The following is a 17596-nucleotide window of genomic DNA, read 5'->3' as shown; positions in this document are numbered from 1 at the left end:
GTTTGTCCCTTTACTTAAGTTGGTAGGCAATTACTTGCTCAATATTCGTGTTTATACTTTCGCATAGTGCATCAATTGGCAAATCGTTGGCATCATGTCCAAAGGGATTTTCGATTTCGCTACCAATTTGTTCCACTCCCAAAAGGATAAAGCTAACTAACCCCACTGCGATCGCCGCTAGCCAATCAAGTTCCATTACTAAATGGAATGGTAAGCCGATACAGTAAATCAGGATTAATCGTTTCAGATAAACGCAATAGGCAAAAGGTAATGGAGTTCGGAGAATCCTTTCGCAACTAGTTAAGCCTTCGACTAGACCATTAATCGAACTATTCATTGCGACAAAATAATTGGTGTCAATGCGATCGCATTGCACTTGCTTTTGCAGATAATCGCTCAACCAAAGCGTTATTTCTAACGGAACATGTTTGGCATTTCGCAGTTTAGTTATATCTTCCTCTGGCAAAATCTCATCAAGATCATTCTCGATCGCTTCACCGCGAAGATGTCGTTTTGTGGCGATCGCAAAAGCATTGAGATATTTAATCGAGCGTTCTTTTTGTTGAAGTTCTTCCCCTTCGGGAGAAGCGATCGCAATTTGCATTAATCTCGCTAAATTACGAATATTTACCACCAAGGTTCCCCATGCTTTGCGTCCTTCCCAATAGCGATCGTAGGCAGTATTTGTCCGAAAGACCAAGAGCAAGCCTAAGACCAAGTTAAAAACAACATTATTAGTCAGATCTCCTAATATTTTGAGAGATATTTGAGGCTCGTAATGATGAAAGATCGAAACTGCGAAGGCAAATCCTGTAAAAATTAAAACTCTAGGTAAGATGATCGGTGCGACGGAGCCTTTTATCTTAAAAGCAAACTCAAACCACTGCAAAGTCATAGGGGGGACTTACTTTAAAAATTAAGGGACTGGGAATAGAGTACGTGTGTGCAGTATATTAAGCCCTTTATAAAGTATCGTCACATTTTCGTGAATTGGCATTAGGTTGCTAGACCAGCCATGATCCCAAAGAAATTGCTAAAAGATTGCAAACAATTGCCCCTCATTCTGGAATTAGATGCCAGTATAGACACTATGTCAAACTGTCCTAATTCTTAAAATATCCGCTAGGACGCTCCCATTAATTCCGATCTACTTTATAGGAGCAGCACGATAGGGCAACCTCACCATGAAAGTAAACAACAAACTAATTTCTCTAGTCGTCATCATCGGTCTGATCGTTGCCGCCAGCATTTGGTATGGTCGCAATAACGGCTTACTACCAGTCGCGGCAGGCGATGAAGCCATTTTGTATGACGGCTTATTTAACACAATTCTGGCGATCGCGGCAGGATTTTTCCTCATTGTTGAGGGAGTCTTAATATATTCGATCGTCAAATTTCGTAAGCGCAAAGGCGATGAAACCGACGGGCCCGCGATTCACGAAAACTTAACCCTCGAAATTGCATGGACTGCGATCCCCACTGTAATCGTGATGTGGGTCGCCATTTATAGCTTCGATGTCTATACCGCCATGCAAGGCACTCAGGACTTAAGCGGCATGGCTCACGGTGGAATGAGTCATACTGTTGCCCATCATGACCATGGGGGGATGCCAATGTCCAAAGCAACCCTAGCTTCATCGAATAATGATGGGGTAATGATGGCGGGGGTAATGCCTTCCGAAAATGCCGATGTGGTGGCGATCAATGTCAGCGCCATGCAGTTCGCATGGATTTTTAACTACACAGATGAAATTGCAACTGCCGAGTTACATGTACCTGTGGGCAAAAAAGTCCGCTTGAATATGAGCGCAGTAGATGTCCTTCATGCCTTTTGGGTTCCTCAGCTACGCATCAAACAGGACGTGATTCCCGGTCGCGAAACCTATCTCGAATTTACGCCCCGCGTAGTGGGTGAATATCCTGTAGTCTGCGCTGAGTTGTGCGGTTCTTATCATGGCGGTATGCGTACCACGATGGTTATTGATACCCCAGAGGATTACTCCAAGTGGCTAAAGGAGCAACAAGAAATCGCCAGTAACGATCCCGAAGCGATCGTTGCCTCCCGTCCTGCCTCTCAACTATCCGAACAGGAATATCTAAAAGGTAAAGTCTCTCAACTGGGGATAACAAGTAGCAAGCTAACAGCTAATCGCTAACAGCTAAAAATTCTCATCCATCACTAATTACCAACCTCTCTATGACCCAAACTCTCACTCCAACTCAAAGTCCGAGCGCAGGGGCTGAACCCCAAAAGACTCCTTGGTGGGAGTTCTTTACCTTTAGCGTCGATCACAAAGTAATCGGGATTCAATATCTCGTTACTTCGTTTGTGTTTTATCTAGTCGGTGGGGCGCTTGCCTCGATAGTGCGTGTAGAGCTTGCCACACCAGACTCCGATCTTGTCGATCCCGCTTTTTATAACAGCCTGTTTACCATGCACGGTACGGTCATGATCTTTTTGTGGATCGTGCCTGCGGTGACGGGTGGTTTTGGCAATTACCTTGTGCCTCTAATGATCGGGGCGCGAGATATGGCTTTTCCGAGATTGAATGCGATCGCCTTTTGGTTGACCATTCCCGCGGGATTGTTACTAATGGGTAGCTTCTTTGTGGGGCCCGCATCTACAGGTTGGACAGCCTATCCACCTTTGAGCATTTTGACCGATGAACATGTCGGACAAGCGATTTGGATTCTCAGCATTTTATTAGTGGGAACCTCATCAATTTTGGCGGCGGTGAATTTCCTCGTCACGATCTGGTCGATGCGGATGAAGGGGATGGATCTGTTTAGTATGCCTCTATTTTGCTGGGCGATGATGGCAACCTCCGTATTGGTGCTATTGGCAACCCCTGTATTAGCAGGAGCAATGGTGTTACTAGGGTTTGACCTCCTGATCGGCACAAACTTCTTTAATCCCACAGGCGGCGGCGATCCCGTCGTGTATCAGCACCTATTCTGGTTTTATTCTCACCCTGCCGTGTATGTGATGATCCTGCCCGTATTTGGCATCATTTCTGAAGTGATCCCACCCCATAGCCGCAAGCCAATTTTTGGATATAAGGCGATCGCCTATTCCAGCATGATGATTTGCGCTTTGGGCTTATTTGTGTGGGCGCACCATATGTTTACCAGTGGCACACCTGACTGGTTGCGCGTGTTCTTCATGGTGGCGACTTTATTGGTAGCTGTGCCAACGGGGATCAAAGTATTTAGTTGGGTTGCCACACTGTGGGGCGGTAAGTTGCGCTTAGATAGTCCCTTGCTCTTTGCAATGGGCTTTATCTCCACTTTCTTAATCGGCGGTTTAAGCGGCGTTATGCTTGGTTCGGCTCCCGTTGATATTCATGTGCATGACACATATTTCGTAGTGGCTCACTTCCATTACGTCCTGTTTGGTGGCAGTGTCTTTGGCATTTACGCTGGGCTATACCACTGGTTTCCTAAGATGACGGGACGGATGTTGAATGAATTTTGGGGCAAAATCCATTTTGTGCTGACCTTTATTGGAATGCACTTAACCTTTGGTCCGATGCACATTCTGGGCTTACAGGGAATGCCTCGCCGCGTTGCTCAGTACGATCCACAATTTGCACCCATTAATGTGATCTGCACTGTTGGCGCATTAATCTTGGCATTTTCTACAGTTCCTTTCGTGATCAATGCAGTTTACAGTTGGTTTAAAGGTGAGCAAGCTCCTGATAATCCTTGGAATGCCTTAACCCTCGAATGGACAACTTCTTCGCCTCCTATTCCCCATAACTGGGTTGGCGATCCTGTACTAGCTACAGGGCCCTATGACTACGGTGAAGAGTATAAGGAAGATCGTCAAGAGGCGATCGCTGCGTCTTAATTTCCAAATTCCAAAACAAGGGGCTTAAGCCCCTTACCTTATTGAGTCCAAATTATCCAAACATCTACCTATGCAAGGATCGATCGCTCCTACAACGACCACCTCCGAAGAAGCCCTTCATGCCCATGAGTCAATGGGTCATGCCGAACATCCAGATTTACGGGTTTTTGGATTAATTGTCTTCCTGATTTCTGAAGGAATGCTCTTTTTTGGCTTGTTCGCCGCCTATCTGACCTTTCGCTCCGTCGCCCCCTCTTGGCCGCCTGAAGGCACGCCTGATCTAGAACTTCTTCTACCCGGAATCAACACAATCATTCTGGTATCAAGTAGTTTTGTAATTCACCAAGCCGATAGCGCGATTAAAGAAAATAAAGTCAAGGCTGCTCAGCTATGGTTTCTCGCTACTTTCGTCATGGGCGCAATTTTCATTGCTGGACAAATTTATGAATATCAGCATTTAGAATTTGGGTTAACCACTAATCTATTTGCTAGTACCTTTTATGTCCTCACAGGCTTTCACGGTCTGCACGTCATCATCGGTTTGACCTTAATCGCCTCAGTACTGGTGCGATCGCTAAAGGCAGGACATTACAGCAACACGAGTCACTTTGGCATCGAAGCTGCTTCGGTCTATTGGCACTTTGTGGATATTGTCTGGATTGTCCTATTCTTACTTTTATATATTCTCTAAGCAAAATCAAAGAAGGCGGCGCAATGCGCCGCCTTCTTTGCACAATGCAAGGTGCAAATCTTTTATAGTAAAAGTAATCTGTTTGTTCTAATTAGCTATGCTCGATCATATTTTGCGCGGTGACTTTAGTAATCTTCCAAATGCTTTAAAAAAAGCAACTAATAGGTTGGAATTTTGGTTACTTGCCACATGGGTCAGCCTCATAGCCATCAATATTACGCTCTTAGCTCGACTAGCAACCAGCGTTGATGAAACGGCAATCCAGATATTAACTTGGTCAGTATCGATCCTGTTAGTCATTCGCGATCGCCCGAAATTAAAATTTGAAAGTACCCCCAGCGCGATCGCCACAGGCACACTATTAATTATTTGGGTACTAGTTAAGAGCCTCCTCACCCGTCGAGTTTACGATGTTTTATTTATTCTCACACCCCTGATGGGAACGATCGGAGTTGCCCTGATAGCTTCAGGGTGGAAAGGATTAAAACAATATTGGAAAGCGATTCTCTTAGCAGCAACCCTTGGTATACCCGTTACCTTTCTATTCGCCGCCATTGAAAAGATCATTCCTGTAAACATGTTTACGGCTCAGTTTGCCAATTCGGTGCTGTGGTATTCGGGCGTGAAAGTAATGCAGCAAGGAGTTACGATCATCAGCCAATTTGGAGCGGTAGAAGTTGCGAGAGGCTGTGCAGGATTACCGCCTATTCTCATGCTCTTACGGATCGCCCTCATGTTTGTCCTAGTTTTCCCCACATCTCTCGTCAACAGGTGGATCATGTTTCCATCCGCCATTGCGATCGCCTTTATCGTTAATTCTTTGCGAGTCTCTTTATTAGTGGTTATCTCAACTCAAGCGGATTTATTCAAATACTGGCATGAAGGCGATGGCTCCCAATTGTTTTCGGTGATAGCCGTATCTCTGTTGCTATGGCTATGCAATTGGCTAACGCAAGATGATGACGAGGAATACGAAGAAGCCTAAAGCGGAGCTTTACACCATTTTGTTCTTCAGTAATGCTATAGTTAAATTAACTGGGATCGTAAGGGTTTCGACGTGTTAGTAGAAGCTATCCCTTGATGCAGGTCGAGAGCGGGCTATCTCTCGTAAATCAATGGCTCAAACAAGTACATGCGAACAACATTGTATCTTTCTCTCGTAAAGCAGCTCCAGTAGCAGCCTAAGAACCAAACTTTTCGGTTTCGAGGAGTGTTGTATGACTCCGTTAAATGCACCACTCAACCCCTCAACGGATGCTGTGAATAGCTTTCTCTGATAGGCTTTTCGCTCAAGACTTTATCAGTGCATCTCCCATTGCTAGAGATAAATAGCAGTTCCCTCCACGAGGATTAGATTGGATAAACCTGTGAATGACTGGGAGGTTAGGCGCTAGTGCGGACGGCAGTTCGACTCTGCCCGATTCCATTAACCTAATAAAAAAGGCACTTGCTAAGCAAGTGCCTTTTTTATTTATAGCTATAGTCATACCAAATCACGAAAGTGTGTCAACACTTTTGTGATTAAAACCCCAAACCCAGTAAGGTTTTTCAAATGAAGAAATGGCTAAGCCATTTCTTCATTTGGTATCACTTGCATGAGGACAAGCCAAAAAACAATAAGTGAGTGGCGGCGAATCGCCGCCACTCACTTATTGTTTTTTATGTCTTAACCAAAGGGGCTATAGCTCTAAACTCCGTTTTTCTTAAACCAAGCTTTTAGTTTTTTCCACCCATCTTCAGCTTCTGTTTGACGATAGGAAGGACGATAATCGGCATGGAAAGCGTGGGGAGCATCTGGATAAACAACTATCTCCGAAGTATTACTACAACCTTTGAGTTTCTCGCGCATCTGCTCAACTGTGTCTAAAGGAATGCCCGTATCTTTGCCACCATAGAGTCCCAAAATTGGCACTTGTAAATTGGGGGCAATGTCAAGAGGATGTTTGGGGGTTAATTCGGAAGCTTCACCGACTAATCTGCCATACCATGCCACCCCTGCTTTCACTTTCGGATTATGAGCAGCATAGAGCCAAGTAACCCGCCCACCCCAACAAAAACCCGTAATTCCTAGCTGATCAATATTGCCCTTCGCGGATTTTGCTGCCCATGCTACGGTTGCGTCCAGATCAGCCATTACCTGTGCATCGGGGACTTTATTGACGATTTTGCGAATTTCAGGAATGTCCGAGAGCTTAGACACATCACCTTGGCGATAAAACATTTCGGGGGCGATCGCTAAGTAACCTAATTTGGCAAGGCGGCGACATACATCTTGGATATAGGCATGAACGCCAAAAATTTCTTGGACAACTAAAATTACGGGAAAATTTTTGCCAAGAATGGGGCTTGCTCGATAGGCAGGAATTGAGCCATCAGTGACAGGAATTGCCACAGTCCCAGCCATAATGCCTTTACTGTCAGTGGTGATGACTTTGGCAGAAATAGGCTGCACAGCGATCGCAAATCCAGCCGTCAAACTACTTACAGCAATAAATTCTCGTCTTGTCAGTTTAGACATTCTCGTAATTTCTCCATAAAATAAAGGCGGTGCTTCGCACCGCCTTTATTTTACTTGCCAATTTTCACTGGTGTTTTGAGGGCTTTGATTTCGTAGGCTGCGGACTCTAATAAGGAAACTCCTGTCATTTCCTCTGGCTGAGGAATTTGTAAAATTTCCAAAATCGTGGGCGCAATATCCGCTAAACGACCGCCTGCGGGCTTCAACTTCACGTCAGCACCATGACCATGAATTTTAATGCCTTCACCCTCTACCAAAATAAATGGTACTGGGTTATTGGAGTGAGCCGTCCAAGGGTTGCCATGCTCATCCCACATATATTCGGCATTACCGTGATCAGCAGTAATTAAGGCTGTGCCGCCAGCATTAGCAATGCTAGACAAAAGGTTGCCTAAACATCGATCAACATGTTCTAAAGCTTTTACGGTTGCATCAAAATTGCCTGTATGCCCTACCATGTCAGGATTTGCATAGTTAATGACGATCAGCGAATACATCCGTTTAGCGATTGCTTCAGCCGCAATTTTAGTCACCTCGGTCGCCGACATTTCTGGTTGCTGGTCGTAGGTGGATACGCGAGGGCTATTTACTAAGATGCGATCGTCGCCTTCACTCGCTTCTTCCATGCCGCCATCAAAGAAATAGGTGACATGGGCATATTTTTCAGTTTCTGCTAGGCGTAGCTGCTTGAGTCCATGCCTCGAAACCACTTGACCTAATAAATTAGTGAGGTTTTGGGGCAAGAAGGCAACAGGTACGGGTAGAGAGCTATCGTATTGGGTAAAAGTGGCGTAGGCAATGGGCGTAATGCGTTCACCACGTTCAAATCCTGTAAAATTCTCGGCAACGAGGGCCTGGGTGATCTCCCGAGAGCGATCGGGACGGAAGTTAAAGCAGATCACCCCATCACCTGCGGCGATCGCGCCGTGAGCGACACGAGTGGGCGGCAGAAACTCATCGGTAATTTTTTCTTGATAGGCTGCTTCTAAAACTTCCACAGCCGAAGAAAACTTGGTAGTGATTTGATCATTGGTGAGCACTTCATAGGCTTTTTGGACGCGATCCCAGCGCTTATCTCGATCCATCACGTAATAGCGACCACTGATGGTGACTATGCGTCCAGTCCCAATCTTGTTGAGGTGCGCCTGAATAAACTTGATAAAGCTAACACCAGATTGAGGCAAAGTGTCGCGTCCATCGGTAACCACATGGATACAAACATCGGGAACGCCCTGTACTTTAGCTAAATCAATTAAGCCTAATAAATGATCAATGTGGGAATGAACACCACCATCGGAGCAAAGTCCCAGTAAATGTAATTTACTATTGTTGGCTTTGACCTTTTCACAGACTGCGACTAGGGCTTCATTGGACATGATTGAGCCATCATCTACAGCGTCAGAAATTCTAACTAATTCTTGGGGTACGACACGACCCGCACCAATATTCAAATGACCAACCTCTGAGTTGCCCATTTGACCTTTTGGCAAGCCAACATCTTTGCCAGAGGCTTGGAGGAGAGTTTTGGGGTAAGTACTCCACAGACTATCTATGACGGGAGTATTTGCTGCGGCGATCGCATTGCCCTCGGTTTCTTCTCTATGTCCCCAGCCGTCTAGAATGATCAGAACCAGTGGAGAAACAGACCCCGTTTGCATAAAAGACAGTTCCTTGTTAAGTACACGTTCACTCCTAATTTGGCAATCATACCATTAGAGCAAATTTACGGATTATCTTAACAATACTTGGCATTTACCGCGATCGCAATGTATCGCAGAAAACTTTTAACAATAGCCTTGAAATAAAGTAGAGATGCCCTACTTGGCAGGGCATCTCTACTTTATTTCGGCTCGTTTCGGCACGGCTGCAAAAAAATTTGTTTTTACGGCTAAGGCTTTTTTGGCTTTGATATAGGGCGATCGCTAGATGAAATGTATGATAGATAGGCTGTAATGCTTTGACTGAAATTAGTTGATTTAAGAGTTGACTTGAGTTAACGAAACTTCGGTTATTTGGCAAAACATCGCAAGAAATTCTCTCAGGCTTATAAATTTCCCCACGAATGGCGCTAATAGTTCAAAAATATGGTGGCTCCTCCGTAGCCGATGCCGATCGCATTAAAGCAGTACGCGATCGCATTAAGCGGACAGTTGATGCTGGTAATCAAGTTGTTGTCGTCGTTTCGGCAATGGGCAAAACCACGGATGGTTTGGTGGCTCTGTCGGAAGCTGTGTCAGCTACCCATGCTCAAAGCCTTGATGAAATTGCCGCTAAAGAGCGCGAGATGGATCTGCTCTTAGCGACAGGCGAGCAGGTGACGATCGCTTTGCTAAGTATGGCTTTGCAAGCAGTGGGGCAACCTGCGATCGCGATGAATGGCTCACAGGTACGGGTCGTCACCGAGGCAAATCATACTCGCGCCAGAATCCTCTATGTAGAGCCAGAGCCAATCCAGTCCGCCTTAGCTCTTGGCAAAGTGGTGATCATCGCAGGTTTTCAAGGTGTGGCGATCAATCCTGTGTCAGGTTTACCAAGTACCGAAATTACTACTCTCGGTCGTGGGGGATCGGATACTTCGGCTGTAGCGATCGCGGCGGCGATCAAAGCCGATATTTGCGAAATTTATACTGATGTCCCCGGGATTTTGACCACCGATCCCCGAATCGTCCCGAAGGCGCAACTATTAGAAGAAATTACTTGCGATGAGATGCTAGAGCTAGCCAGTCTGGGCGCTAAGGTATTGCATCCCCGTTCCGTCGAAATTGCGCGGAATTTTGGCGTAAAAATGTGTGTGCGATCGAGTTGGCTCGATGATGCTGGTACGGTAATTACTGCCCCACACATCGGCACTGGCGATCTGAAATCTTTAGAAGTAAATCGCTTTGTCGAAGCGGTTTCCATTGATTATGACCAAGTAAAAATTGCTCTCCTCCAAGTCCCCGATCGCCCCGGAATTGCCTCCCAGCTATTTAAATCCCTTGCCAATCAAGCGATCAATGTGGACTTAATTATCCAAGCCGTACAGGAACCTCAAGGACTCAACGACATAGCTTTTACGATCCCTCAAGATCAATTGCAACTGGCGGAAGTGGTGACTCGCGGATTAGAAATTGGTGCAAGCTCGATTACCGTTGATTCCCACGTCGCCAAAATCAGCATCATTGGTGTGGGCATGATCGGCAGACCCGGAGTGGCGGCGCAGATGTTTATGGCTCTGGCGGAAGCGGGGATCAATATTCAGATGATTTCCACCTCTGAAATCAAAATTAGTTGTGTCATCGCCGCCACCGACGGAGAAGCAGCGATCGCCGCCATTCAAAAATCCTTTGATGTTCCCGTCCAAAGCCATCCTCCTGATGAAAATAAGGCAAAACTGATTGCGGCTGCGCCCGTGCGCGGAGTTGCTTTAGATCGCAATCGCGCCCGCATTGCCGTACAGCAAGTCCCCGATCGCCCTGGGATGGCAGCTAAAATCCTTGAGCAACTAGTTGAACAAAATATCAGTTTGGACATGATTGTGCAGTCCCAGTCCGATCGCGATGTCAATGAAATTGCCTTTACGGTGGCAAGTGCCGATCTGGCTAAAGCTGAAACCGCCCTAAAACAATATGCATCAGTGCTAGGCTATGGCGAAGTTAGCTGTGATGGCGATATCAGCAAAGTTAGTATTGTCGGCTCCAATATGATCTATCAGTCGGGCATTGCTGCAAGGATGTTTAGCGCCCTTGCGGATGCAGGTATTAATATAGAGATGATTGCCACATCGGAAATTAAAGTTAGCTGTGTGGTGCGAGATAATCAGGCGGAACAAGCTCTGAAATTAATCCATCAAGAATTTGACCTGTCGGGCGATCGCGCGATCGAAGTTCCGAGCGCGATTAAGTCCCCAGTTTAGGAAATAAGGCGTAGCGCCCTATTTCCTAAATGAGAGGAATCAGATTTTAAAATAAACCAGTATCCAGCGAGCATTTTATATGTCATCTGATAATTCTAGCGATCGTCCTGATAAACCATCATCTAATCCGCCAACCGATCCTAAGCACGCTCCCCCCGCTCAGGAAAATTCCTTTAAAAACGTTATTTTAGAGAACTTGCCCACCGTCACTGTGGCTGTGTTATTGGCGGTAGGTGTGCGGATATTCGTCGCGGAACCAAGGTTTATTCCTTCTAGCTCGATGGAGCCAACCCTTTTAATTGACGATCGCCTAATTATTGATAAGCTTTCTTTTCGCTGGCGTAAACCTGAGCGTGGCGAAATTGTAGTCTTTAATCCCCCTAATAGTTCTGTCGTCCCCGATGCAACCAAGGTTTATATCAAACGGGTAGTTGGTGTACCCGGCGATCGTATCAGTATTCATGATGGCAAGGTTTTTGTTAATGACTTGCCTTTAAATGAGCCATATATTGCCGCACCGCCAAACTATACTTTGCCAACTCAAGACGATGCCCTCTGTCCCAATTGCTTCCGTCCACCCAATGTTCAGAATGGAAAGGACTATCCCTTTTTTACGGTTCCTGAAGGTAAATATTGGATGATGGGCGACAATCGCAATAACAGCTTAGACTCGCACATGTGGGGATTCTTACCAGAGGAAAATCTGGTGGGTCGTGCGATGTTCCGCTATTGGCCCTTTGACAATCGGGCGGGCAACTTAAATGTTCCTAAATATTAGAAGTTAGGAATTTTTTACGCTCATATTTCTAAACATCTCAAATATATATAGATCTTGATTCATGTCCACAGAAAGTAAGCTCGATTCGCAAGTAACTGTCAAACCGTGGTGGCAACAGCATGGAGAAACGATTCGGATTTTTGCTGTTGCCCTTGCGATCGCTATTTTTCTACGTGCTTTTATTGTGGAGCCACGCTTCATTCCCTCTGGCTCAATGGAGCCTACTTTGCAAGTAGGCGATCGCATCTTGGTTGATAAGATATCGCAAAAATGGCAAGCCCCCCAACGCGGCGATATTTTAATTTTTTATCCTCCCAAATCCCCCGCGATCGAAGATAACAGCAAGGCTTATATCAAGCGCTTGATTGGATTGGAAGGCGATCGCATTGCGGTTAAAAATGGCAAGGTCTATCGCAACGATCACCCCCTCAATGAGTCCTATATCGCCGAAGCTCCCAAATATGCAATGCGGGAAGTGGTGGTTCCCAATGGTTATTACTGGATGATGGGTGACAATCGCAATCACAGCAATGATTCGCACATTTGGGGATTTTTGCCAAAAGAAAATGTCATCGGGAAAGCAACGATTAGATTTTTTCCTTTTGGAGATCGCCTAGGCGCAATTACAAAAGCTAAATAATATCTAAAACAGCAAGAGACAAGACAGGATAGATTTATGTCAATTACTAATGAATCCTTGTTATCAAGAATTACTTTTGACCATAATATTTTAGGTGGTAAGCCAATAATTCGCGGCATGAGAATTTCGGTGGCGATGATTTTAGAGCTTTTGTCTAAGGGAGCAGCAATGCAGGAAATTTTAGATGATTATCCAGATTTAGAAATTGCTGATATTTATGCAGCGTTGCTCTATGCTTATCGCTTAGTAGCTAATGAGGAGATTTTTGAAAGAGCGGTTGCATCGTAATCATGAGATTTTTACTTGATATGAATGCAAGTGGAGCTTTATTGAGTTTATTGCTAGATTCTGGTCATGATGTTGCTTGTGTGCGTGATGTTGATCACAAAATGAGTGATAGTGAGATTTTGAATTGGGCGGTAAGAGAAAGACGCATTATCATTACGACGGATTCTGATTTTGAGCAAATGATTTGGCTACAAGCAAGGCAGCATTGTGGAGTTTTAAGATTGGAGAATTTACCTCGTTCAGAAAGAATATCTCTATTGCAAGATGTATTGTCTAGTTGGAGTCAAGATTTAGAAACTGGAGCCGTTGTGATTGCGTCAAAACAAAAAATTCGGATTCGTAGAAGCTAAAATTAATGAATACGCGAATCCAACCTGAAATAAATCAGTTTAGTTATTAATGGAACAGCAGTCTATAACTTTTCAATCTGTTCAAGATTCCTATAAATTCCTCAAAAATCTAGGAGCATCGCCGCACCTAATGCAGCATGTCAAATTAGTTGGTGAAGCCGCAGAGTTGCTGATTTTACAATTTCAACAACTTAATATTTCATTTGACTCAGATTGGATTCGATTAGGTGTCGACTTTCATGATGTTGGGAAAATTTTGCATCCTTCAGAACTAATTAAAAAAGGTAATGAACATGAAGTTGTAGGTGAAGTGCTGTTGTTGTCACATGGTGTTGATCCTAAAATTGCTCGTTGTTGTCGTTCTCATGGACAATGGCAGCATATAGAATGTGATTTTGAGGAATTAGTAGTAGCACTCGCTGATAATCTGTGGAAAGGAAAACGTAATACTGAACTTGAAAACAAGGTGATTACTAAAGTTGCAAAAATGTGCCGCCAAGATTATTGGAATATATTTATAGCTTTGGATAGCGGGTTTGAAAAAATCGCAGCAGAAGGAGATTTAAGACTCTTTCATAGCATCCCAACGTAACTAGCACTTGTACATGAGGGTTTATGGTGATCGCCAATCTCGTAAAATGCTTTTACAAGATGCAACTTATCCTGATGCATTTGAACAAAAGAGATCGCTTAAGCAAAATTACAAAAAGCAAATAGCATTTAGTTTTGTTTGATCGGAAACATTGCCTCCAAAGCGATCGCTACATCAGGAAAAGCTTGTATAGTAACACTATCGATACTATTCAAAATCAATTCTTCGCGATAAGTACCTTCCTCTGGCTGACGAAAAATATACACTTGCCGCTTTTGTAGATCAAGAATCCAATATTCTAAAACGTGATTTTTGCCATAAATACGAGCTTTTTGCTTGCGATCTTTTGAGATAGTCCAATCAGCAACTTCTATCAACAAATAGATATCAGGTGCTTCAGGATGTCTAAATGAATATTCATTAGCATCAAACCTTACAACGGCTATATCGGGTTCTGGCTCGGAGTCATTTCCTAAGGTCACGGGTAACTGTACGCGAATAGAAGCCCTATTTCTCAACATTTCAAAAAGATAATGAGAACTACGTTGCACACTTGCAGCGTGAAATGGTCTTTGCGGACTCATACAAACAATTTTTCCCTCTAACAGTTCTACGCGATCGTCCTCATCCAACACTCCTGCTTCAATCATTTGGTGATAATCAGCGACCGTCCAGAGATGTATTTGAGGTTCGATTTCTTGTTCGATTTCTGTTTCAATTACAGTTGCTTGCATGATGATATCCCTGCTCACCGCTTGGCTATGTTATTTTAACAAAAATGCGAAGTAGCTCCTAGGGTACTTAGAGTAATAGGAACCAGTATTTTGTGGTGCGGCTTTGCCACACCACAAAATACTGGTTCCTTATTTCTTATCGAGATAGCCACGCGATCGCCTCTTTAATCCAAGCCTCGATATCTTGAGTTTTGGCAAGAATCGGTAAACTGGCGATCGCATTGAGGGCATTGCTAATTTCCATCGGTGTATAGCCTAGAGCTAATAAAGTCATTTCTAACTCTTCTTGGAGCGCCACACTTAAAATACTACTTGGCGATCGCGTTGTGCCAACTTGAGCGAGGCGACCATCCGCAAGTTTTGTTTTTAGTTCTAGGGCTAGTCTCTCAGCAGTCTTCGTCCCCACCCCGGGGGTTAAGCTCAAAACTCTGGTATTGCCCGAAACGATCGCTTTAACCAGATCCTGAATTCCTAAACTATTTAATAAAGCTAAGCCCACTTGCGTGCCAATGCCTGAAACGCTGATTAATTGGCGAAATAGTTCACGCTCGGCGAGAGTGGGAAAACCAAATAAGACCATTTGATCTTCACGGACAAGCATATGGGTAAATACCTGTGTTTCTTCACCCACAGGAGGCAACTTACCCGCCGCACTAGCCGTAATTTGAATATCGTAACCAACACCCTGCACATCGAGGGTGAGCCAATAGGTAGGCGTATTTTTTCGAGAACTGTCAGCAGCTTTGCAAGATGCGATCGCACCACGTAAAAAACCAATCATCGGCGCGGCAGTGGGGGGAACTGGGGAAGCTGCACAGCCGCTAAAGAGGAGACTACTTTGCGTCCACTGGAATTAGCGATCGCCAGATGAGCCGTGTCGTCAATTTCTTGAGGGGAGTCATTATTAGTGCCACCATACAGAGATTGCATAAACTTGGGAGTAGCCACGGAAGAAACTAGCAATGAATTTGTGGAGGCAGACGCAAGCAAAGAATCACGATCTATCGTTAGATTTTCATTAACAGTAATTTCTGGCTTGGCTAGCGAATCATGATGAGTCAGACTTTCATGACTAAACTCCACCACAGAATTAACTGTTTGCAGTTTTGGCAAATTTGGAGCAATGGGTGAACCTTGATTAGCCTTATGCGGTCTAACAATCAAAGGGGAAATTGGTTGATTTTTGGCTGGGATATTTAAACTAAGCGGCTCTTCGATCGCTTCGGGTTGAATATCGACTTTTTCTACAGGCTCTTCGATCTCAGCTAGCACTTCAGGCATCTCGATAGGCTGGGGTACGGGGGCAATCTTGACCACATTCTGTAAAGCCGAATCTCCAAGGGATTCGACTGGCGCGATTTTTTCATCAGCTAGTTTCGCGATCGACCAAGACTCTAACGCCGAAAGCGCCATATCCTTGGGCGCAGGAGTGGAAGTGTCCAGACAACGTTCGAGGGCAGCTTTGAGTTGAGAAGTGTGATGTTGTTGGCGCTTGAGGCGATCGCGCAATTCATCACAATTAGTATGCACATCTTGCAACTCACGCTCCAGTTGGTCGATACGCGATTGCAAGGTTTGGGTAAGCGTCTCTTGTCTTTGGATTACCAATTGCGAAAGTTGCAATTGCTCTTGAGCTTGACGCAATAAGACCTGTGCTTGTTGACTACGTTCGTTACAAAACTGTAGCTCTTGCTCTAACACTTGACGAGGCAAGGCATTGATCAGAGTGTTTGATTCTCCAACATTTGCAGATACAATCTGGGACTGGGATTGCGGTTCTGGCATCAATGGATTGATGCTCTCTTGTGATGATGAATCGCCAAATCCTGCCTGACTCATGACTTACCCTTCACACAAAGAATTTTATCTAGTGTCAAATCTTATCTCAAAAATTTGTTTTTTGTATCATTAATTTTCGTGAATTAAGAAAAGTTCCTGACAATACCGCAAACAAAAAAGACTATTTACGCCAATTAATCTAGCAAGGCGCGAATTATGGTTGTCGCCAAGTGTAATAACAAAAGACAAAATGGAGTAGCCATTTTGTCTTTTTAAAACCCTTAATTCAGAGGAAGAGAGTACGGCGCGATCGCGTCGATACTCTTTATGGGGTTTTATTATGGGCTATAGGTGATGCGTTAATGTAACCTATCGCCTATAGCTCAGTGGTTACGAAATATTTTGCAATTTAGATTTAGGCTCGACAAAGCCGTGCCACAATAAATCGTTTTTTGGTTTCCTGCACCCCCCTAATCACACACCCCAACTTAAGAGGCATTCGTGAAGATTTGTAAAGCCATAATTGCATATAAGTCAGGTAGCCAAATTGGCAAAAACTGGGCGGAACGATGTAGCGGCGAGTTAGAAGAACTTGGGGTCAAAGTATTAATTGGTCCAACAGGAGCAAGTGACAATCCCTATCCTGTATTTCTCGAATCCATGCATCAAGAAATTGATCTTGCTGTGGTATTGGGTGGTGATGGGGCAACCCTAGGCGCAGCGAGGTATTTAGCCAAATTGGGTGTACCAATCTTGGCAATTAATGTGGGTGGACATTTAGGTTTTCTGACCCATTCTATGGAGGATTGTGAAAATACTCGCGAAATTTGGGAAAGGCTGTTATCCGATCACTTTGCGATCGAGCAAAGAATGATGCTAGAGGCAAAGGTGATCAATGTTGATGAAGGCTTAGGTAGTAGGTTAGGGCAACCCAGTGGACCTTTTTTCTGTTTAAACGAGATGTGCGTCAAGCCAGCTTCTCCCGATCGCATGGTCACCGCATCCCTAGAGCTAGAAATTGATGGAGAAGTGGTCGATCAATATCATGGCGATGGGCTGATTGTGGCAACGCCCACAGGCTCAACGTCTTACACAGTAGCGGCAAATGGTCCCATCGTGCATTCAGGAATGCACGCGATCGCCATTACGCCTATTTGCCCCTTGAGCCTTTCGAGTCGGGCGATCGTGATCCCCCCGAAATTAACAGTTAGTATCTGGACTTTGTCAAACGATGACTTTAGTTTGAAGCTATGGACAGATGGTGTGATTGCTACTTCTATCTTTCCGGGGCAGAGAGTCGATATCAGAATGTCAGATTATCACGCACATTTTATTGTTTTACGAGAAGACTATTCCTATTATCAAGCTCTAAGACAAAAGCTCCTATGGGCGGGCGCAAGGGTTCGCTATCCCAATCAATATCGAAGCCAAAACAAACGCCTAGAGTAAAATTGCGGCGCTTCGTGCCGCAATTTTACTCT

General features: G+C 44.6%; 17 protein-coding genes and 1 other RNA gene. 12 read left to right on the top strand and 6 right to left on the bottom strand.

The features are described 5' to 3' along the window. Positions 1–10: 10 nt before the first annotated feature. On the bottom strand, positions 11–895 hold the full coding sequence (locus H6F42_RS19030) for a bestrophin family ion channel (protein WP_190400957.1): 885 nt from the start codon (positions 893–895) through the stop codon (positions 11–13). A gap of 289 nt (positions 896–1184) precedes the next feature. Between H6F42_RS19030 and H6F42_RS19025 the strand changes: the two genes are divergently transcribed. From H6F42_RS19025 to ssrA, 5 genes are all read left to right on the top strand, one after another. Then, complete coding sequence (locus tag H6F42_RS19025) at positions 1185–2156, top strand: cytochrome c oxidase subunit II (protein ID WP_190400956.1); 972 nt, start codon at positions 1185–1187, stop codon at positions 2154–2156. A 41-nt stretch (positions 2157–2197) separates the two neighbouring features. Further along, positions 2198–3850 (top strand): cytochrome c oxidase subunit I, encoded by a 1653-nt coding sequence (gene ctaD, locus H6F42_RS19020; protein WP_190400955.1) that lies wholly within the window; start codon positions 2198–2200, stop codon positions 3848–3850. A gap of 70 nt (positions 3851–3920) precedes the next feature. Then, on the top strand, positions 3921–4541 hold the full coding sequence (locus tag H6F42_RS19015; protein ID WP_190400954.1) for a heme-copper oxidase subunit III: 621 nt from the start codon (positions 3921–3923) through the stop codon (positions 4539–4541). Positions 4542–4638: 97 nt separating this feature from the next. Next, positions 4639–5526 (top strand): cyanoexosortase A, encoded by an 888-nt coding sequence (gene crtA / locus H6F42_RS19010; RefSeq protein ID WP_190400953.1) that lies wholly within the window; start codon positions 4639–4641, stop codon positions 5524–5526. Positions 5527–5578: 52 nt separating this feature from the next. Beyond that, positions 5579–5970, top strand: a transfer-messenger RNA (tmRNA) gene (gene ssrA, locus H6F42_RS19005). A gap of 258 nt (positions 5971–6228) precedes the next feature. Here ssrA and H6F42_RS19000 read toward each other — a convergent pair. Then, positions 6229–7059, bottom strand: coding sequence for a dienelactone hydrolase family protein (locus H6F42_RS19000; protein WP_190400952.1), 831 nt, complete (start codon positions 7057–7059; stop codon positions 6229–6231). A gap of 50 nt (positions 7060–7109) precedes the next feature. Continuing rightward, positions 7110–8717, bottom strand: coding sequence for a 2,3-bisphosphoglycerate-independent phosphoglycerate mutase (gene gpmI / locus H6F42_RS18995; protein ID WP_190400951.1), 1608 nt, complete (start codon positions 8715–8717; stop codon positions 7110–7112). A 404-nt stretch (positions 8718–9121) separates the two neighbouring features. Between gpmI and H6F42_RS18990 the strand changes: the two genes are divergently transcribed. The 6 genes from H6F42_RS18990 to H6F42_RS18965 all read left to right on the top strand — a co-directional run bounded on the left by H6F42_RS18990 (position 9122) and on the right by H6F42_RS18965 (position 13602). After that, entirely contained in the window at positions 9122–10954 is a 1833-nt protein-coding gene (locus tag H6F42_RS18990) for an aspartate kinase (protein ID WP_190400950.1), read from the top strand. A 79-nt stretch (positions 10955–11033) separates the two neighbouring features. Beyond that, positions 11034–11732, top strand: coding sequence for a signal peptidase I (lepB, locus tag H6F42_RS18985; RefSeq protein WP_190400949.1), 699 nt, complete (start codon positions 11034–11036; stop codon positions 11730–11732). Positions 11733–11793: 61 nt separating this feature from the next. Next, positions 11794–12372 carry a signal peptidase I gene (gene lepB / locus H6F42_RS18980; RefSeq protein WP_190400948.1) on the top strand — a complete coding sequence of 193 codons (579 nt, stop codon included), beginning with the start codon at positions 11794–11796 and terminating at the stop codon, positions 12370–12372. A gap of 36 nt (positions 12373–12408) precedes the next feature. Beyond that, complete coding sequence (locus H6F42_RS18975; protein ID WP_190400947.1) at positions 12409–12660, top strand: DUF433 domain-containing protein; 252 nt, start codon at positions 12409–12411, stop codon at positions 12658–12660. A gap of 2 nt (positions 12661–12662) precedes the next feature. Then, on the top strand, positions 12663–13010 hold the full coding sequence (locus tag H6F42_RS18970) for a DUF5615 family PIN-like protein (RefSeq protein ID WP_190400946.1): 348 nt from the start codon (positions 12663–12665) through the stop codon (positions 13008–13010). Between the two features lie 49 nt (positions 13011–13059). Then, positions 13060–13602, top strand: a complete 543-nt coding sequence (locus H6F42_RS18965; protein WP_190400945.1) for an HD domain-containing protein — start codon at positions 13060–13062, stop codon at positions 13600–13602. A 128-nt stretch (positions 13603–13730) separates the two neighbouring features. On the opposite strand, the gene H6F42_RS18960 is transcribed toward H6F42_RS18965, so the two are convergent. The 3 genes from H6F42_RS18960 to H6F42_RS18950 form a co-directional block, all read right to left on the bottom strand. Continuing rightward, positions 13731–14336 (bottom strand): Uma2 family endonuclease, encoded by a 606-nt coding sequence (locus H6F42_RS18960; protein WP_190400944.1) that lies wholly within the window; start codon positions 14334–14336, stop codon positions 13731–13733. Between the two features lie 136 nt (positions 14337–14472). Then, entirely contained in the window at positions 14473–15117 is a 645-nt protein-coding gene (ruvA, locus tag H6F42_RS18955; protein WP_190400943.1) for a Holliday junction branch migration protein RuvA, read from the bottom strand. Next, positions 15114–16175 carry a hypothetical protein gene (locus H6F42_RS18950; RefSeq protein WP_190400942.1) on the bottom strand — a complete coding sequence of 354 codons (1062 nt, stop codon included), beginning with the start codon at positions 16173–16175 and terminating at the stop codon, positions 15114–15116. Before H6F42_RS18950 ends, ruvA begins: the two co-directional genes overlap by 4 nt. Positions 16176–16616: 441 nt before the next feature. Here H6F42_RS18950 and H6F42_RS18945 point away from each other — a divergent pair, with 441 nt between their 5' ends. Then, positions 16617–17564, top strand: a complete 948-nt coding sequence (locus H6F42_RS18945; RefSeq protein WP_190400941.1) for an NAD(+) kinase — start codon at positions 16617–16619, stop codon at positions 17562–17564. The last annotated feature ends 32 nt before the right edge of the window (positions 17565–17596 follow it).

The sequence above is a fragment of the Pseudanabaena sp. FACHB-1998 genome, from assembly GCF_014696355.1.
Taxonomy (GTDB): Bacteria; Cyanobacteriota; Cyanobacteriia; order Pseudanabaenales; family Pseudanabaenaceae; genus Pseudanabaena.
This window is presented reverse-complemented; position numbering and strand designations above follow the sequence as displayed.

Excerpts from the sequence above, each read along its gene's own strand:
- H6F42_RS19030 (WP_190400957.1), bottom strand. The coding sequence starts at position 895 with ATGACTTTGCAGTGGTTTGAGTTTGCTTTTAAGATAAAAGGCTCCGTC.
- H6F42_RS19025 (WP_190400956.1), top strand. The coding sequence starts at position 1,185 with ATGAAAGTAAACAACAAACTAATTTCTCTAGTCGTCATCATCGGTCTG.
- ctaD (WP_190400955.1), top strand. The coding sequence starts at position 2,198 with ATGACCCAAACTCTCACTCCAACTCAAAGTCCGAGCGCAGGGGCTGAA.
- H6F42_RS19015 (WP_190400954.1), top strand. The coding sequence starts at position 3,921 with ATGCAAGGATCGATCGCTCCTACAACGACCACCTCCGAAGAAGCCCTT.
- crtA (WP_190400953.1), top strand. The coding sequence starts at position 4,639 with ATGCTCGATCATATTTTGCGCGGTGACTTTAGTAATCTTCCAAATGCT.
- H6F42_RS19000 (WP_190400952.1), bottom strand. The coding sequence starts at position 7,059 with ATGTCTAAACTGACAAGACGAGAATTTATTGCTGTAAGTAGTTTGACG.
- gpmI (WP_190400951.1), bottom strand. The coding sequence starts at position 8,717 with ATGCAAACGGGGTCTGTTTCTCCACTGGTTCTGATCATTCTAGACGGC.
- H6F42_RS18990 (WP_190400950.1), top strand. The coding sequence starts at position 9,122 with ATGGCGCTAATAGTTCAAAAATATGGTGGCTCCTCCGTAGCCGATGCC.
- lepB (WP_190400949.1), top strand. The coding sequence starts at position 11,034 with ATGTCATCTGATAATTCTAGCGATCGTCCTGATAAACCATCATCTAAT.
- lepB (WP_190400948.1), top strand. The coding sequence starts at position 11,794 with ATGTCCACAGAAAGTAAGCTCGATTCGCAAGTAACTGTCAAACCGTGG.
- H6F42_RS18975 (WP_190400947.1), top strand. The coding sequence starts at position 12,409 with ATGTCAATTACTAATGAATCCTTGTTATCAAGAATTACTTTTGACCAT.
- H6F42_RS18970 (WP_190400946.1), top strand. The coding sequence starts at position 12,663 with ATGAGATTTTTACTTGATATGAATGCAAGTGGAGCTTTATTGAGTTTA.
- H6F42_RS18965 (WP_190400945.1), top strand. The coding sequence starts at position 13,060 with ATGGAACAGCAGTCTATAACTTTTCAATCTGTTCAAGATTCCTATAAA.
- H6F42_RS18960 (WP_190400944.1), bottom strand. The coding sequence starts at position 14,336 with ATGCAAGCAACTGTAATTGAAACAGAAATCGAACAAGAAATCGAACCT.
- ruvA (WP_190400943.1), bottom strand. The coding sequence starts at position 15,117 with ATGATTGGTTTTTTACGTGGTGCGATCGCATCTTGCAAAGCTGCTGAC.
- H6F42_RS18950 (WP_190400942.1), bottom strand. The coding sequence starts at position 16,175 with ATGAGTCAGGCAGGATTTGGCGATTCATCATCACAAGAGAGCATCAAT.